This window comes from Amycolatopsis aidingensis (assembly GCF_018885265.1).
Classification (GTDB): Bacteria; Actinomycetota; Actinomycetes; order Mycobacteriales; family Pseudonocardiaceae; genus Amycolatopsis; species Amycolatopsis aidingensis.
Genome location: NZ_CP076538.1, coordinates 6,596,483 through 6,612,441, shown reverse-complemented (window position 1 = coordinate 6,612,441; position 15,959 = coordinate 6,596,483). Strand labels below are relative to the sequence as shown.

At 71.3% G+C, this 15,959-nt stretch carries 16 protein-coding genes and 1 riboswitch; of the genes, 8 read left to right on the top strand and 8 right to left on the bottom strand.

The features are described 5' to 3' along the window. Window positions 1–13 precede the first annotated feature (13 nt). Window positions 14–712, top strand: a complete 699-nt coding sequence (locus tag KOI47_RS30185) for a DUF3159 domain-containing protein (protein ID WP_216210173.1) — start codon at window positions 14–16, stop codon at window positions 710–712. Here the strand turns inward: KOI47_RS30185 and KOI47_RS30180 are convergent. Together KOI47_RS30180 and KOI47_RS30175 are read right to left on the bottom strand one after the other, a co-directional pair. Beyond that, entirely contained in the window at window positions 709–1,677 is a 969-nt protein-coding gene (locus tag KOI47_RS30180; RefSeq protein ID WP_216210172.1) for an N-acetylglucosamine kinase, read from the bottom strand. The two genes, KOI47_RS30185 and KOI47_RS30180, sit on opposite strands and share 4 nt — an antisense overlap. Next, window positions 1,677–2,735, bottom strand: a complete 1,059-nt coding sequence (locus tag KOI47_RS30175; protein WP_232376353.1) for an SIS domain-containing protein — start codon at window positions 2,733–2,735, stop codon at window positions 1,677–1,679. Before KOI47_RS30175 ends, KOI47_RS30180 begins: the two co-directional genes overlap by 1 nt. A gap of 222 nt (window positions 2,736–2,957) precedes the next feature. On the opposite strand from KOI47_RS30175, the gene KOI47_RS30170 reads away from it, so the two are divergent. The 3 genes from KOI47_RS30170 to KOI47_RS30160 all read left to right on the top strand — a co-directional run bounded on the left by KOI47_RS30170 (window position 2,958) and on the right by KOI47_RS30160 (window position 6,150). Beyond that, window positions 2,958–3,716 (top strand): GntR family transcriptional regulator, encoded by a 759-nt coding sequence (locus KOI47_RS30170; RefSeq protein WP_216210170.1) that lies wholly within the window; start codon window positions 2,958–2,960, stop codon window positions 3,714–3,716. A 77-nt stretch (window positions 3,717–3,793) separates the two neighbouring features. Beyond that, window positions 3,794–5,203 (top strand): MFS transporter, encoded by a 1,410-nt coding sequence (locus tag KOI47_RS30165; protein WP_216217660.1) that lies wholly within the window; start codon window positions 3,794–3,796, stop codon window positions 5,201–5,203. A 143-nt stretch (window positions 5,204–5,346) separates the two neighbouring features. Continuing rightward, entirely contained in the window at window positions 5,347–6,150 is an 804-nt protein-coding gene (locus tag KOI47_RS30160) for a hypothetical protein (RefSeq protein WP_216210168.1), read from the top strand. Window positions 6,151–6,219: 69 nt separating this feature from the next. On the opposite strand, the gene thiE is transcribed toward KOI47_RS30160, so the two are convergent. Next, window positions 6,220–6,888 (bottom strand): thiamine phosphate synthase, encoded by a 669-nt coding sequence (gene thiE / locus KOI47_RS30155; protein WP_216210166.1) that lies wholly within the window; start codon window positions 6,886–6,888, stop codon window positions 6,220–6,222. A 30-nt stretch (window positions 6,889–6,918) separates the two neighbouring features. Continuing rightward, a riboswitch (TPP riboswitch) is annotated at window positions 6,919–7,025 on the top strand. Between thiE and thiO the strand changes: the two genes are divergently transcribed. The 4 genes from thiO (at window position 7,021) to KOI47_RS30135 (ending at window position 9,706) form a co-directional block, all read left to right on the top strand. After that, on the top strand, window positions 7,021–8,157 hold the full coding sequence (thiO, locus tag KOI47_RS30150; RefSeq protein WP_216210163.1) for a glycine oxidase ThiO: 1,137 nt from the start codon (window positions 7,021–7,023) through the stop codon (window positions 8,155–8,157). Its footprint overlaps the riboswitch before it by 5 nt. Then, window positions 8,158–8,358, top strand: a complete 201-nt coding sequence (gene thiS, locus KOI47_RS30145; RefSeq protein ID WP_216210161.1) for a sulfur carrier protein ThiS — start codon at window positions 8,158–8,160, stop codon at window positions 8,356–8,358. Window positions 8,359–8,360: 2 nt separating this feature from the next. Beyond that, window positions 8,361–9,146, top strand: a complete 786-nt coding sequence (gene thiG / locus KOI47_RS30140) for a thiazole synthase (RefSeq protein WP_216210159.1) — start codon at window positions 8,361–8,363, stop codon at window positions 9,144–9,146. 116 nt (window positions 9,147–9,262) lie between these two features. Then, window positions 9,263–9,706 carry a MarR family winged helix-turn-helix transcriptional regulator gene (locus KOI47_RS30135; protein ID WP_216210157.1) on the top strand — a complete coding sequence of 148 codons (444 nt, stop codon included), beginning with the start codon at window positions 9,263–9,265 and terminating at the stop codon, window positions 9,704–9,706. Window positions 9,707–9,717: 11 nt separating this feature from the next. On the opposite strand, the gene KOI47_RS30130 is transcribed toward KOI47_RS30135, so the two are convergent. The 5 genes from KOI47_RS30130 to thiC form a co-directional block, all read right to left on the bottom strand. Further along, window positions 9,718–10,569, bottom strand: a complete 852-nt coding sequence (locus tag KOI47_RS30130) for an ion transporter (protein ID WP_216210155.1) — start codon at window positions 10,567–10,569, stop codon at window positions 9,718–9,720. 59 nt (window positions 10,570–10,628) lie between these two features. After that, window positions 10,629–11,471, bottom strand: a complete 843-nt coding sequence (gene thiD / locus KOI47_RS30125) for a bifunctional hydroxymethylpyrimidine kinase/phosphomethylpyrimidine kinase (protein WP_216210153.1) — start codon at window positions 11,469–11,471, stop codon at window positions 10,629–10,631. A 19-nt stretch (window positions 11,472–11,490) separates the two neighbouring features. Continuing rightward, window positions 11,491–13,212 (bottom strand): PstS family phosphate ABC transporter substrate-binding protein, encoded by a 1,722-nt coding sequence (locus KOI47_RS30120; protein ID WP_216210152.1) that lies wholly within the window; start codon window positions 13,210–13,212, stop codon window positions 11,491–11,493. Window positions 13,213–13,313: 101 nt separating this feature from the next. Then, complete coding sequence (gene thiD, locus KOI47_RS30115) at window positions 13,314–14,132, bottom strand: bifunctional hydroxymethylpyrimidine kinase/phosphomethylpyrimidine kinase (protein WP_216210150.1); 819 nt, start codon at window positions 14,130–14,132, stop codon at window positions 13,314–13,316. After that, the gene (gene thiC, locus KOI47_RS30110) at window positions 14,129–15,787 is read right to left on the bottom strand and encodes a phosphomethylpyrimidine synthase ThiC (RefSeq protein ID WP_269756674.1); all 1,659 of its coding nucleotides are present in this window, start codon (window positions 15,785–15,787) and stop codon (window positions 14,129–14,131) included. Before thiC ends, thiD (KOI47_RS30115) begins: the two co-directional genes overlap by 4 nt. Between the last annotated feature and the right edge of the window lie 172 nt (window positions 15,788–15,959).

The window sequence follows — 15,959 nt, the reverse complement described above, 5'->3', positions numbered from 1 at the left end:
CAGGCTAGAGAGTGTGACCGAGCAGCCCTCGTCCCCTCCGCCCGGGTCCGCTTCCGGGAGGGAGCACGGCCGGGAACCCCTCTCCGCCGTGCTCGGCGGCCGCAAGGGCGCGCTGGACGCGAGCCTGCCCCCTGCGGCCTTCGTGGTGGGCTGGCTGCTGTCCGGGCGCTCCATCGCCTGGGGCGCAGGCGCGGCGATCGTGCTGGCGGTGCTGGTCGGGGTGCTCCGGCTCGCCCGCGGGGACAAGGCCCGTGCCGTGGTGGTCAGCCTCGCCGCCGTGATCGTCGCCGCGCTGATCGCACTGCACACCGGCCAGGCCGAGGACTTCTTCCTGATCCAGCTTTTGTCCAATGTGGCCAGTGCGTTGGCGTGGGCGGCGAGCATCCTGATCCGCTGGCCGCTGCTCGGCGTGGTGGTGGGGCTGGTGCTGGGCCAGCGGACCCGCTGGCGGTCCGACCCCGCCCTGCTGCGGGCCTACTCCCTGGCCAGCTGGGTATGGGTCTTCCTGCAGTACACGTTGCGGGTACTGGTGTACGGCTCGCTGTGGTGGTCCGGTGAGGTGGTGGCGCTTGGCATCGCCCGCACCGTGCTGTCCTGGCCGCTGGTGGCGCTCACCCTCGCGGTCAGCGGCTGGGTGCTGTACCGGGCCCTGCCGCGGGAGCATCCCGGCCTGCGGCACCCGGTCGTGGGCACCTCCGGCTCGGAACGCTAGGAGTGCGGGCGGGGCGCGTCCTCGCCGAACGCGTCCACCGCGGCCAGCCAGGCCGCGCCCAGCACGCCGTCCGGGCTGGTCAGCACGTCGAAACCAGCGAGCCGATGGCGGACCTTGGCGCCGACCGGGCTCCGCTCGCCGAGCACGCTGCCGACCAGTACCACCGGGGTGTCCTCGCCGGCGTCCCTTGTCTCCAGCGCGCTCGCGACCAGGTGGTCCGCGGCCCGCTCGGTGATCTCCTTCGCCCCGGGCCTGCCCGCCTCCTCGGCCGCGCTGACCAGCGGGGCGAACCGGGCCAGCCGCACCGGTGGCTCGGCGTTGGCCGCCGTGATCAGGCCGCGCCATGCCGCCATCCGCCCGCCGTCGGTGAGCTGGTCCACACCGGAAAGGCCGAGGGCCTCGGCGAGTACCGCGGCGGCCAGGCCGTCCAGCGGCTCGCCCCGGCCCAGCGCGTCCAGGGTGAACCGCACGGCCTCCCTGCCGATCCAGAACGCCGAGCCCTCGTCGCCGAGCAGCCAGCCGTACCCGCCCACGGTGCGGGCCATCCTGCGCTTGCGGATCCGTCCCGCGATCGACCCGGTGCCCGCGATCAGCACGGTCCCGTCCGGCCGTGCGGTCGCCGCGGCATAGGCCGCCTCGGCGTCGGTGACCAGGCGCACCGGGCAGCCCAGCCCCAGCCCGTCCCATGCCCGCTGGAACACGGCGGCGACCTCGGGATCGCTCAGCTTGCTTGTCCCGGCCATGCCGACCGTGCAGGCCCTGGTGAGCGCGGGGTCCATGGCGGTCAGCGCGGCGCCGATCGCCTCCGCGATATGCGCCGCGGCCTGCTCCGGCGGGTGTGAGTTGGGGTTGCCGCCCCCGGACTGCCCCCTGCCCAGCACGCGGCCCTCGGGGTCCACGGCCAGTGCCCTGGTGGCGGTGCCCCCGGCGTCCACGCCGACGACCTGGCCGGGCTCGGCACCCATCAGCGGGTCCTCGTCACCTTGTGCAGGCCACGCGGCCGGTCCGGATCGCCGCCCCTGGCCAGTGCGAGCCCGAGCGCCAGCCGCTGCACCGGCAGCACCTCCAGGATCGGTGCCACCTCCTCGGCGGTCTCCGGCAGGCCGACGCGTACCGCGGCGGGCACCTTCCCGGCGGCCGAGCCGATCGCGAGCACGTCCGCCCCGCGCTGGCCCACCGCGTCCAGCACCTCGTGCATGGCGGCGCCGCCCTTGCCCGCGCTGGTGACCGCGAGCACCGCGGTCTCCTCGTCCACCGCGGCCACCGGCCCGTGCAGCAGGTCGGCTCCGCTGTAGGCGCGCGCGGCCAGGTAGCTGGTCTCGGCGAGTTTGAGCGCGGCCTCGGCGGCGGTGGCGTAGGAGTAGCCGCGGCCGGTGGTGATGATCCGGTCCACGAAGCGGTAGCGGTCCACCGCCCTGCCCACCGCGTCGGCCGAGGAGTCCAGCGCCTGCCTTGCCAGCTCGCCGATGCCGCGCACGTGCTCGGCCGAGCCCCCGCGCACCGCGTCGATCAGCAGGTACAGCGCCATCAGGGTGGCGCTGTAGGTCTTGGTGGCCGCCACGGCGTGCTCCACGCCCGCGCCGATGTCCACGGCGAGTTCGGCGGCCTCGTTCAGCGGCGAGCCGGTGGTGTTGCTGACCGCCACGGTCAGCGCGCCCTGCCGCCGCGCGGCCTGGGTGACCTCGAGCAGGTCCGGGGAGCCGCCGCTCTGGCTCACCGAGATCAGCAGCACGTCCCGCAGGTCGGGGCGGGCGTCGTAGAGGGTGGCCGTGGACGGTGAGACCAGCCCGGCCGGCAGGCCGAGCAGTACCTCGATCAGGTACTTGGCGTAGAGGGCGGCGTGGTCGCTGGAGCCCCTTGCCGCCAGCAGGGCGAACCGCGGCGGGCGGCGGGCGATCTCCGCCGCCACCTCGGCGATGCCCGATCGCCGCTGGACGAGGCCGGCCAGCACCTCCGGCTGCTCGGCCACCTCGGCGGCCATGTGCTGTCCAGGCTGGGTGCCCGCCTGCTCGCTGCTGGTCATCTCGCTCCCCGCTGTCGCCATCCGATGTTAACCAAATGAGGTCTAGACCAATGCTAACCGGTTGGCAGACTACCCGCGAAGGGTACTTTTTCCGAGGTCTCCTCCGCAGCATCTTGCCTGAACAGGCATGCTTGTGCGCGAGGACTCGCAGTGTGGCGGCCAGCATGGGCCGCGGAGAGTGGCGGCCGGCAGGGGCCGCCGAGGAGCTTTGAGGAGTCGGTCATGTTGGAGACGTCCCCAACCGGTGATGCGGGCGCGGTTTCCGGCGCACGCGGCCAGCGCGAGCCCAAGTACTGGGCGCTCAAGCAGCATCTGCTCGATCTGCTGGACGCGATGCCAGCGGGCTCGCCGATCCCGACCGAGCGAGCGCTGGCCGGTGACTTCAACGTATCCCGCACCACCGTCCGGCAGGCGCTGGCCGACCTGACCGCGGAGGGCAGGCTGCACCGGGTGCAGGGCAAGGGCACCTTCGCCGCCGAGCCCAAGCTGGCCCAGCGGCTGCACCTGTCCTCATACACCGAGGACATGCGCGCGCAGGGCCGCGAGCCCTCCTCCAAGCTGCTGGACATCGAGGAGGTCCCGGCCGAGGGCGAGATGGCCAAGCTGCTCGGCATCCGGCCGGGGGCCAAGGTGCTGCGGCTGAACCGGCTCCGGCTGGCCGACGCCGAGCCGATGGCGATCGAGACCACGCATCTCGCGGTGGGCCGCTTCCGCGGGCTGCGCAAGCACATCACCACGGGCGGCTCGCTGTACGCGGTGCTGCGCGAGCAGTACGGGGTGGAGATGGACCGCGCGGAGGAGACCATCGAGACGGCACTGGCGGGCCCGCAGGAGGCGGAGCTGCTCGGCGCCGATGTCGGGGTGCCGATGCTGCTGCTTTCCCGGCACTCCTTCGCCACCGACGGCAGGCCGGTGGAGTTCGTGCGCTCGATCTACCGCGGCGACCGGTACAAGTTCGTCACCACGCTGAACCGCCCGTGAGCAGGCCTGCCCAGGCCATTCGCTGGGGGAGCGCGACCGCGCGCGGGGTGCTGGCCACCACCATCCTCGGCTCGGGCATGGCGATGCTGGACAGCACGGTGGTCAACGTCGCGCTGCCAAGGATCGGAGCGGAGCTGGACGCCTCGGTGGCCGGTCTGCAATGGATCCTGGACGGCTACCTGCTCTCGCTGGCCGCACTGATCCTGATCGCGGGCGCGCTCGGCGACTCCTACGGCAGGCGGCGGATCTTCGTGCTCGGGGTGGTGTGGTTCGGCGCGGCCTCGGTGCTGTGCGGGATCGCGCCCAGCACCGAGCTGCTGGTTGCCGCGCGGGTGTTGCAGGGTGTCGGCGGCGCGCTGCTCACTCCCGGTTCGCTGGCGATCCTGCAGTCCTCCTTCGCCCGCGCGGACCGGGCAAGGGCGATCGGCGCGTGGTCCGGTCTGTCCGGTATCGCCGCCGCGATCGGCCCGCTGGTGGGTGGCCTGCTGGTGCAGGTGTGGTCCTGGCGGCTGGCGTTCCTGATCAACGTGCCGATCGCGGTGCTGTGTGTCTGGCTGGCGCGCCGGTACGTCCCGGAGTCCTGCGACGAGCAGCGGGGCGGGCGGCCCGCCGCGCTGTCCGCTGTGCTGGGCGCGGTGGGCCTGGCCGGGATCACCGCCGCACTGGTGGAGGCTCCGGTGCGCGGGCCCGCGGATCCGGTCGTGCTCGGCACTGCCGTGGCAGGGCTGTGCGGCCTGGTGCTGTTCCTGTGGGTGCAGGCGCGCTCGGCGTCCCCGCTGGTGCCGCCCGCGTTGTTCGGTGACCGCACCTTCACCCTTGCCAACGGGCTCACCCTGGTCGTCTACGCGGCGCTGGGCGGGGTGATGATGCTGATGGTGCTGCAACTGCAGGTGTCGCTGGGCTACTCGCCCACCGCGGCCGGGCTGGCCAGCCTGCCGATCACCCTGATCATGCTCGCGCTCTCCGGCCGCTCCGGCGCATTGGCCACCCGGATCGGCCCGCGCGCACAGCTGGTGGCCGGGCCGCTGCTGATCGCGGGCGGGATGCTGTTGCTGCTGCGGGTGGTGCCCGGTGCGTCGTATCTGGGTTCCGTGCTGCCCGCGGTGGTGGTGTTCGGGCTCGGGCTGGCTACCGCGGTCGCCCCGGTGACCGCGACCGTGCTCGCCGCGGCGCCGGATCACGCCGCCGGGGTCGCCTCGGGGGTGAACAACGCCATCGCGCGTACCGGCAGCCTGCTGGCGATCGCCGTGCTGCCCACGGCGGCAGGGCTTTCCGGTGCCGCCTACGCGGACCCGGACGCGCTCACCGCAGGCTGGCAGACCTCGTTGTGGGTGTGCGCCTGCCTGGCCGTGCTCGGTGCCCTGCTCGCCACCGGAGTGCGGCGGGATGTGCTGGCACCAGCCGAACCCGAGAGCCCGACCTGCTGCGGTGTCGAGGGCCCGCCGAGTATGCAACGCGTGGACACCGTGGAGCAGGCTCGCGAGTAAACCCGCTGTGTGTCAGATAATCGTAAAACACTGACTGTCCTTTGTGGATTTTGTCGTGGTTCAGTGGTGCTGCTCACCTTTCGGCAACGCCGGGAGCCTCCCGATCGCCTTACCCGTTGAGAGTGCGGGAGATTCGGGGAGTCGTGAGCAAAGCGAAAGACATGCCCAAGGAGAAGGACGGCAGCGAGAGAGCGGAGGAATCGGAGGGTTCGGGCCTCAAGCCGTTGCAGGTGCTCGCCGCGGGGCTGGCGGCGGTCACGGCGGCGTTTCTCGGCTCGTCGCTCGGGGTGTACGGCACCGTACTCGGCGCCGGCGTGATCAGCGTGGCCACCACGATCGGCAGCGAGCTGTACCTGCGGTCGCTGCATCGCACCAGGCAGGCGGCGCTGCGGTCCAAACAGGTGCTCGCCGGTGGCCGGACCCGGCAGCAGCAGGCGGTCAGCGCCGATGGCGCGCCCGAGGGGGATGACCGCACCGTGCTGCTGCCCCGGCCCGGCCAGGAGGCGGCCACGGACGAGCGGGGCGAGCCAACCCGGCTGCGCAAGCTGCGCTGGCCGTTGATCATCGCCACCAGCGTGCTCGCCTTCCTGATCGGGATGCTGGTGCTGACCGGGTTCGAGCTGACCACCGGCAAGCCGGTCTCCGGCGGGGAGGGCAGCACCATCGGCAACATCGTCGGTGGCGGGGGCCAGCCCGCGGGCGGTGACCAGGACGGGGAGCCGCCGGGCGGCAGGGACTCCGGCACCACCACGCCGACCCGCACCGGTGAGCCCCAGCAGCCGGAGGACGGCGATACCGGCGGCGGCGAGACATCGGAGCCGACCAGCACGCCGGAGACCACCCCCAGTACCCCGGAGAGCTCCGCTCCGCCGACCTCCAGCCGGTCCGTCGAGCCCAGCAACGCCGATAGCACCCGCGATAACCCCAACCCGGCCGAAGTGCCCTGAACGTGGCGATCGCGACGTCAGATGTCCCAATGGTGCCGTTCGCGACGTCCAACGTCCGGAAAGCCACGTTCAGGGCTTGAGGGTGCGGGAGAAGGCCTCGGCGGCGGCGCGGGGGTCGTCCGCCTCGGTGATCGCGCGGACCACCACCACCCGGTCCGCCCCGGCGGCGCGCACCTGCGGCAGCCGCTCCAGGTCGATCCCGCCGATGGCGAACCACGGGCGGACGGGCGCGGCACCCGCGGTGGCCCGGACGAGGTCGAGCCCTGGCGCGTCCCGCCCCGGCTTGGTGGGGGTCGGCCAGCACGGGCCGGTGCAGAAGTAGTCCACGCCGGGCTCCGCCGCGGCCGCCTCGGCCTGCGCCACCGAATGCGTGGAACGGCCCAGCACCGGGTCCGCGCCGAGCACCTGCCGGGCGAGCGGCACCGGGATGTCGTCCTGGCCGAGGTGTAGCACGTCGGCACCGGCGGCAAGTGCGATATCCGCCCGGTCGTTCACCGCGAGCAGCGCGTCGTGCCTGGCGCAGGCCCGCGCCAGGGTCTCCAGCGCGGCGAGTTCCTGCCTGGCCTCCAGCGGCGCGCCCCCGCTCTTGTCCCGCAGCTGGATGATGTCCACCCCACCGGCCAGCACGGCATCGGCGAACTCGGCGAGGTCACCACGCTCGGTCCGGGCGTCGGTACACAGGTACAGGTGGGCCGCGGCGAGGCGGTCCCGGATCTGGTCACCACTGAGCCCTGGCATAGCGCCACCGTAACCTGCGCGATACCGTGGAGGTGTCCGCACGGGAGCCCGAGGGTACGGGCTGAGAGGGAGCTACCGCTCCGACCGTGGAACCTGATCCGGATCATGCCGGCGCAGGGAGCGTGATCGTCGATGAATGACCGGGTTGACCTCGCCGTCATCGGTGGCGGCGTGATCGGGCTCGCGGTGGCCTGGCGCGCTGCGGCCGCGGGGCACCGGGTGTCCCTGTTCGACCCCGCGTTCGATCCCGAGCTGGTCGACCCAGTGCCGGGCCGCAGCGCGTCCTGGCTGGCCGGGGGCATGCTCGCCCCGGTCACCGAGGCCTGGCCCGGTGAGGAGCAGGTGCTCGAGCTGGGCGAGGAGTCGCTGCGCCGCTGGCCGGGATTCGCCGCCGAGCTGCGTGCCGCCGGGACCGACCCCGGGTTGTCCGAGGCCGGCACGGTGGTCGCCGCCTTCGACCGTGCCGACGCCGAGCAGCTGGACGTCCTTGCCGGCTACCTCACCTCCCTCGGCAGGCAGGCGCGCCTGCTTTCCGGGCGCGAGCTGCGGCGTGCCGAACCGGGCGTGGGACCCGCGGTACACGGCGGGCTGCTGGTGCCCGGTGATCTCGCCGTGGACAACCGCAGGCTGCTGGTCGCCCTGCGCGACGCCGCACAGGCGGCCGGGGCCGGGTTCGTGCCGGAGGCCGCGCTGGAGGTCGGGGCCCGGCGGGTACGCACGCACACCACGACCCGCGCCTTCGACGCCGTGCTGATCGCGGCCGGGGCCTGGAGCGCGCGGCTGCACGCCGAGCTCGCCGACCGGGTCCGCCCGCTCAAGGGCGAGATCCTGCGCCTGCGGACCCGCCGCGGCGCCCTGCCGCCGCCTGCGCACACCCTGCGCGCGGTGGTGGAGGGCAGGCCCTGCTACCTGGTGCCACGGGAGCGGGGCGAACTGGTGCTCGGCGCGACCCAGTACGAGGCCGGGTTCGACGAGACGGTGACCGCGCGGGGTCTGCGTGAGCTGCTGGACGGGGCCGAGCGGGTGTTCCCGGCGATCGCGGAGTACGAGGTGGTCGAGGCGGCCGCCGGGCTGCGCGCGGCCAGCGCGGACAACCTGCCGCAGATCGGTGCGCTCGGTGACGGCGTGCTGGTCGCCACCGGGCACCACCGCAACGGCCTGCTGCTCGCCCCGGTCACCGCGGACGCGGTGGTGGCCATGCTCGCAGGCGAGGAGCAGCCGGACTGCGTACTGGCCGCGCGCCCGGAGAGGTTCAGGGAGATGGTCTGAATGCAGGTCAACGTGAACGGCGAGCAGCACGAGTTCGCCGAGGGCAGCACGCTCGCGACCGTGCTGGAGACGCTGGGCCGCACCCACCGCGGGGTCGCGGTCGCGCTGAACGGCGAGCTGGTCCGTCGCGGCCGGTGGGACGAGGTCGTCGTCCCCGACGGCGCCCGGCTCGAGGTGCTCACCGCGGTGCAGGGAGGTTGAAAATGCCATCGGAGACGCAATTTCCCGACGGGTCCGAGGATCAGTTGGTCATTGGCGAACACAAGCTGCGTTCGCGCTTGATTGTCGGCACCGGCGGCGCGGGAAACTTGGCAATATTGGAGAAGGCGCTGCTCGCCTCGGGCACCGAGCTGACCACCGTCGCGATGCGCAAGGCGGACGCCGAAGGTGGCTCCGGAGTGCTGGAACTGTTGCGGCGGCTGGGAATCCGGCTGCTGCCCAACACGGCTGGCTGTCGCAGCGCCGCCGAGGCCGTGCTCACCGCGCAGCTGGCGCGCGAGGCGCTGGAGACCGACCTGATCAAGCTCGAGGTGCATGCCGACGAGCGCACCCTGCTGCCCGACCCGGTGGAAACCCTGGAGGCGGCCGAACGGCTCGTCGCCGAGGGATTCACCGTGCTGGCATACACCAATGACGATCCGGTACTCGCGTTACGGCTGGAGGAGGCAGGCTGCGCAGCGGTGATGCCGCTCGGCTCGCCGATCGGCACCGGGCTGGGTATTCGCAACCCGCACAACATCGAATTGATCGTTTCCCGGGCGAATGTTCCGGTGGTGCTGGACGCGGGCATCGGCACCGCATCGGATGCCGCGCTCGCGATGGAGCTCGGCTGCGACGCCGTACTCCTTTCCACCGCTGTGACCAGGGCACAAGACCCGGAGCGGATGGCATTCGCGATGCGTTCGGCGGTGCTGGCTGGCAGGCTGGCATCCGCGGCAGGCCGCATTCCGCAACGCTTTTGGGCACAGGCTTCTAGCCCGCCACGCTGAGAATTGCGACTTCTCCGGGGACGCCGGGCGCCCAGCACGTATGGTTGACGACAATTTCCCCCGGTTCGCGTACGCGTGCCGGGCCGACGACCATGCGCACACCGAAGGAGCGCTAGGTGACCACGTCGCCATCTCACGATGTTCCGGGAAGGCTGTTCCTGGCTGTCGGCAGGTTGTCCCGCTCGTTACGCCAGGCCGGAACGCCCGGCCCCGGGCACGGGGCGATCTCCGCCCTGGCCACGCTCGCGCACTACGGGCAGCTGCGGCTGGGCGATCTCGCGGCCAAGGAAGGAGTCGCCGCGGCCACCATGTCCAGGATCGTGGCCGCACTGGTCGAATCGGGCTACGTACGCAGGGAGTCCGATCCGATCGACCGCAGGGCCTGGCTGGCGACAGCCACCGAGGAGGGGCAGCGGCTGGTGTCCGGCGTGCGGTCCACCCGGGTGCAGGAACTGGGCAGGCGGATCGACCGGCTCTCCGTGGAGCAGAAGGAGGCGCTGGTGGCCGCCTTGCCAGCGCTGGAGGCCCTGCTCGCGGAGGATGAGGCCGCGGAGACCTGAACGGGTGGGGCTCAGCGCTTGTTCCTGAACTCGCCAGGGGTGCCCGGAACGGGCTCTCCGGAGTCCCGCGTCGCGCGCAGGGCCGCGACCTCGGCGCGCAGTTCCCGTAGCTCGGCGAGGATCTGGGCACTGGCCTGCGCCTGCTCGGCCGCGTACTCGGCCTCCTCCGCCCGCAGGTCGTCCCGCAGCTGGTCCTCCATGGCGCTGACCACCACCGCGATGAACAGGTTCAGCACGGCGAAGCTCGAGATCAGGATGTAGACGACGAAGAAGACCCAGGCCATCGGCGCCTTGCTCATGACCGCACTGGCGATATCCGGCCAGGACTCCCCGGTCATCACCTGGAACAGGGTGAACAGGCTGGTGCCGAGGTCACCGAAGTTCGCGGGCGCGATCCCGCCGAACAGTTTGGTGGCCATCACCCCGGCCACGAAGATGATCAGTGCGAGCAGGGCCGCGATCGAGGCCATCCCCGGCACGGCGGCGAGCAGCCCGGACACCACCCTGCGCATCGAGGGCACCACCGAGATCAACCGCAGCACCCGTAGCACCCGCAGTGAACGCAGCACGGCGAACGGGCCGGTGGCCGGGACCAGCGCGATCCCGACCACGACCAGGTCGAAGATGTTCCACGGGTCCCGGAAGAAGGAACCGCGGTAGGCGTAGAACTTCGCCAGCAGTTCCAGCACGAAGATGGTCAGCGCGAGGTAGTCCAGGGTGTGCAGCAGCCCGCCGTAGCCTTCGAGTATCGCCGCGGAGGTCTCCAGCGCGAGCGTCATCGCGTTGAAAATGATCACCGCGATGATGAAGCCCTGGAAGCGGCGGCTCTCGACGACCTTCCGGACTCGCTCACGCCCTGTCACGCTGGCTCCTCCCCCGTGGGATGCGGACTCACCCAAACGCGGGAATGCTATCCGGAGGCTCAGCCGCCACCGGGTTCCGCCGCCAAGCGCCAGAACGCCGAGACCGGCCCCACCTTCGCCCCCATCGGGTAGGAGTGGCGCACCGCCTCGGTGACGTACCACTTGCCGAACCGGGCCGCCTCGACCGGGCTCATCCCGCGGGCCAGCCCGGCGGTCAGCGCCGAGGCCATGGCGTCGCCCGCGCCGTGCGTATGCGGGGTGGGCAACCGGGGGCCGGGCAGTTCGGTGACCGTCTCGCCGTCGTAGAACAGGTCCACACAGTCCCGCTCCGTCACCAGGTGCCCGGCCTTCACCAGCACCGCCCGCGGTCCGAGCGCGTGCAGCGCCTCGGCCGCGGCGCGCATCCCTGCCTGCCCGGTCACCTCGATCCCGGTGAGCAGCCGCACCTCGTCCAGGTTCGGGGTGAGCACGCTCGCCCTCGGCAGTAACTCCGCTCGCAGCGCGCTCAGCCCGGCCGCGTCGAACAGCGGATGCCCATGCATGGAGGCCGCTACCGGATCGACCACGAACGGGATCCGCTGGTCCCGCCCGATCCCCGCGGCGTCACAGGCGGCGGCCACCGCACCGATGATCTCCGCGGAGGCGAGCATCCCGGTCTTGGCCGCACCGACCGGCATATCCGCGGCGACGGCCTCGATCTGGCCCGCGACGATCCGGGCCGGCACGTCCGAGCGGGCGTGCACCCCGAGGGTGTTCTGCACGGTCACCGCGGTGACCGCGACCAGCCCGTGCACCCCGCAGGTGAGGAAGGTGCGCAGGTCGGCCTGCAGCCCGGCGGCACCGCCGGAGTCGGAGCCGGCGATGGTCAGCGCGGCGGGTGGTGGTTTCTCCGCGTGTTCCATCCACCCAGTATCGCCGCCGTCACCGGCACAGCGGATGCAACTGGCCGTGCTGGTCGATACAGGGTGGGTAGCCCTTGTCCTGCAACTCGGCCCGCGCGGTCGGGCTGCGCAGATAGTCGATGAAGCTCTTCAGCACCGAGCCGTTGTCCGGCATGCCCCTGGTGTAAAGGTATTCGGTGGTCCAGAACGGGTAGCCCTGCCGGATCCCGCTCGGCTCAGGGTAGACCTCGTCCAGCTGGGCCAGTGCGACCGCCTTGCCACCGATCTTCGCGGCGTTGGCCGTGGGTACGTCCGCGTAGCCGATGGCCCCCTCGGTGGCCGCCACCGCCGCCACCAGCTGTGCCTCGGTGCCCCGCTCGCAGCGGATCGTCGGCGCCTGCGCCACCCGGTCGCGGCTCAGGCAGGAGTCGGAGGAGAGTGCGCCCTCCGATGTGCCGAGCACGGTCTGCTCGAAGGTGCGCCGGGAACCGGACTCCGAGCCCCGGCCGACCAGCCGGATCGGCAGCGACCGGCCGGGGCGGATCTCGGCCCAGTCCTGGATCCGGCCCGCGTAGATGTCCCTGAGCTGCCGCACGGTCAGCTTTTCGACCCCGACCGAGTCGTTGATCAGCACGGCGTACTGGATCACCGCGATGGACTGGCCGATGAGTTCCCCGCCCGCCGCACCGGACTTGCCGTCGGAAAGGGCCGCGAGCCGGTCCCGTCGCTGTGGGTCCAGCGCGGAGAGCTCGCGGACCCCGGCGATGCTGCCGGTCGGTTCGGTGGTGACCTCCGCCTCCGGGCAGGCGGCTGAGTACGCCTGCGCGATGGTGCCCACGATCGGGGAGAACGCGCTGGAACCGACGATGTTCAGCGCGCCATCCGCGCAGGGGACTGCGGGGTCGCCCGCGGGCCTGGACGCACCGGTGATCAGCGTGGCGATCAGCGCGCCGGTGAGCAGCACACCCACCGCCGCGGTGATGACCGGCCAGGTGATCCGGCGCTGCTGCTTCTCGTCCTTGATCCGGCCACCGGCGAGCCGCCCCGCGCGCAGTACCTCCTTGCTGGTCTCCCCACTGGCCCGGTCGTCGGCCAGTTCCCGCAGCACCACGACGAGTTTGAACTTCTCCTTGCGCTTCAGCGAAAGTCGTGCCAGCCGCACCCCGTGCCACTGGGGCGGCGCCTGCGGCGGCACCGTGGTCTCCTGCTGGCCGCCCGGCTGGCCGGTGCCCAGCCAGGCGGTCAGCCGCTGCGGCAGCGACTTGCGCACGGTGGCCAGCTTCTGGCCGTCCCCCGCCGGGGTGGGCGAGTCCGGTGCGGCCGCGAAGAACTCCATGTTGTCGTGCACCAGCTGGCGCAGGTTGTGGTCGGTGGGCTCGGAGACCCGCGCGTCCCAGATCACCCGCTGGCCGAAGGTGAACGAGATCGGCGTCTCGAAGTCCTCCGGCGCGACGTCGAAGCTGCCGGTGTTGCGGATCCGGATCACCACGATGCTCATCCGGTCCAGCAACTGCGCCACCTGTACCAGCCGGGGGTCGGCACGCTTGGCGTCCTTGCCCTCGGCACCGTCGTGCAGATCGACCGGGGTGAGCCCGATCTTGGAGTTGTACTGCACCCGGAAGTGGATCCGCTTACGCCGGATGACGTAGCGATCCGCCACCGGCGCGGCGATCGCCAGCAGCGCGGCGATCCCGAGGACCAGGCTGCCCTGGCCGGTGCCCAGCACGTCGGCGATGGACTGCAGTATCTGGCCGATACTCACGAGGCCGGCGCCTCCCTCCGGCGATCCCCCAGCAGGAGCCAACGAGCTTAGGGCTCCGGTGCGGTGGATCAGGAGGAAGGAACCGTTCGTTCACCAGCCTTTCATCCGGACAGCCGCCAGAACGGGGACACCGGGCCGATTCCGGAGCCGAGCGGATAGGACTCGGCCACCGACCGCTCGATGAACCGCTTGCCTGCCTCGGCCGCGTCCGGCACGCCGAGCCCTTTGGCGAGGGAAGCGGTGATCGCCGAGGCGAGGGTGTCCCCGCCGCCGTGGGTGTGCCGGGTGTCGTGGCGCGGCCCGGCCAGCTCCACGAAGTGCGTGCCGTCGGAGAGCAGGTCCACGCAGTCCGCGACGCCCTCCAGGTGCCCGCCCTTCACCAGCACCCACTGCGCGCCGAGGTCGAGCAGCGCCTTCGCGGCGTCCCGCTGGCTGTCCGGGCCGGTCACGGTGAGTCCGGTGAGCAGCCGGACCTCGTCCAGGTTCGGGGTCACCAGGGTGGCGCGCGGGAACAGCTCGGTGCGGATCGCCTCCAGCGCCTCCTCGCGCAGCAAGGCGTCCCCGTGCATCGAGGCGGCGACCGGGTCGACCACGAAGGGAACCTGCCCCTCGCGTCCGATGTGGACCTCGTCAAGGGTGTGCGCCACCGCGGTGATGATCTCCGTGCTGGCCAGCATCCCGGTCTTCGCCGCGTCCACGCCCATATCGGTTGCCACCGCCCGGATCTGCGCGGTGACCGTATCCGCTCCGATCTCGGAGAACCCCTGCACGCCGAGGGAGTTCTGCACGGTCACCGCGGTGATCGCGGTCATCCCGTGTACCCCGCAGGCGAAGAAGGTGCGCAGGTCGGCCTGGATTCCCGCGCCACCCCCGGAGTCGGATCCGGCGATGGTGAGCGCGGTGCGCGGGGTCGCCGTCACGGTTTCTGGACCACCGGAAGGTAGACCTGGTTGCCGTGCTCGGCGAACTCCTCCGACTTCTCCCGCATACCCTCCTCAATGGCCTCCACAGTGGACAGTCCGTGCTCCTCGGCGTACTTGCGCACGTCCTGGGTGATCCGCATGGAGCAGAACTTCGGCCCGCACATCGAGCAGAAGTGCGCGGTCTTGGCCGGCTCCGCTGGCAGCGTCTCGTCGTGGAAGGCGCGGGCCGTGTCCGGGTCCAGCGAGAGATTGAACTGGTCGTGCCAGCGGAACTCGAAGCGCGCTTTGGAGAGCTCGTCGTCCCATTCCTGGGCGTGTGGGTGCCCCTTGGCTAGGTCGGCGCTGTGTGCGGCGATCTTGTAGCTGATCACGCCGGTCTTCACGTCGTCCCGGTTCGGCAGGCCGAGGTGTTCCTTCGGGGTCACGTAGCACAGCATCGCCGTGCCGTACCAGCCGATCTGCGCCGCGCCGATGGCCGAAGTGATGTGGTCGTAGGCAGGCGCGATGTCCGTCGCGAGTGGACCGAGAGTGTAGAACGGCGCCTCACCGCACAGCTTCTCCTCCAGCTCCACGTTCTCCTTGATCTTGTGCATCGGGACGTGGCCGGGTCCCTCGATCATCACCTGTACGTCGTGCTCGCGGGCGATGTGGGTGAGCTCGCCCAGCGTCTCCAGCTCGGCGAACTGTGCGCGGTCGTTCGCGTCGGCGATCGAGCCGGGACGCAGGCCGTCGCCGAGCGAGAAGGTCACATCGTAGGAGCGCAGGATCTCGCACAGTTCGGAGAAGTGTGTGTAGAGGAAGGACTCCCGGTGGTGCGCGAGGCACCAGGCCGCCATGATCGAGCCGCCGCGGGAGACGATCCCGGTGACCCGCCGCGCGGTCAGCGGCACGTACCGCAGCAGCACGCCCGCGTGCACGGTCATGTAGTCAACGCCCTGCTCGCACTGCTCGATCACGGTGTCCCGGTAGATCTCCCAGGTGAGCTTCTCCGGCTCGCCGTCCACCTTTTCCAGTGCCTGGTAGATCGGCACCGTGCCGACCGGGACCGGCGAGTTGCGGATGATCCATTCCCTGGTCTCGTGGATCCGCTTGCCGGTGGACAGGTCCATGATCGTGTCGGCGCCCCAGCGGGAGGCCCACACCATCTTGTCGACCTCTTCCTCCACAGAGGACCATACGGCGGAGTTGCCCATGTTGGCGTTGACCTTCACCAGGAAGTTCTTCCCGATGATCGCGGGCTCGCTCTCCGGGTGCTTGCGGTTGACCGGAATGACAGCCCGGCCGCTGGCGACCTCGGTGCGGACGAACTCCGGGTCCATCCGTTCCCGTGCAGCCACGAACTCCATCTCACGGGTGACTACCCCGGCCTTGGCCCAGCCGAGTTGCGTGTTGTGCTCCCGCCCGTCGATCCAGCCGGACCGCGTCGGATGTAGTCCTTTGTGGACGTCGATGGTGGCGTCCGGATCGGTGTACGGGCCGGAGGTGTCGTAGACGTCGAAGTGCTCGCCGTTGGAAAGGTCGATGCGCCGTGCCGGTACCCGCAGGCCCGACTCGGTCTGGTGGTAGACCTTGCGCGATCCGGTGATCGGGCCGGTGGTCACCTGCGGAACGACATCGGCGCTGGTCGCGGCAGAGTTCTCCAGTGTCGTCACGATTCACTCCCTACGCCGGCATTACCCGGTCAGGTTCATGCGGTCGGCGGCACCGGTCCCAGGATCGGGCACCAGCCGCCCTCTCAGCCCGCCAAGGCGCGAGCTCCCGCGGTTTGTGTGGTTGTGCCTCGACCATGCCACGTCGCGGGCAAGACCACAACCGCCGCCACGT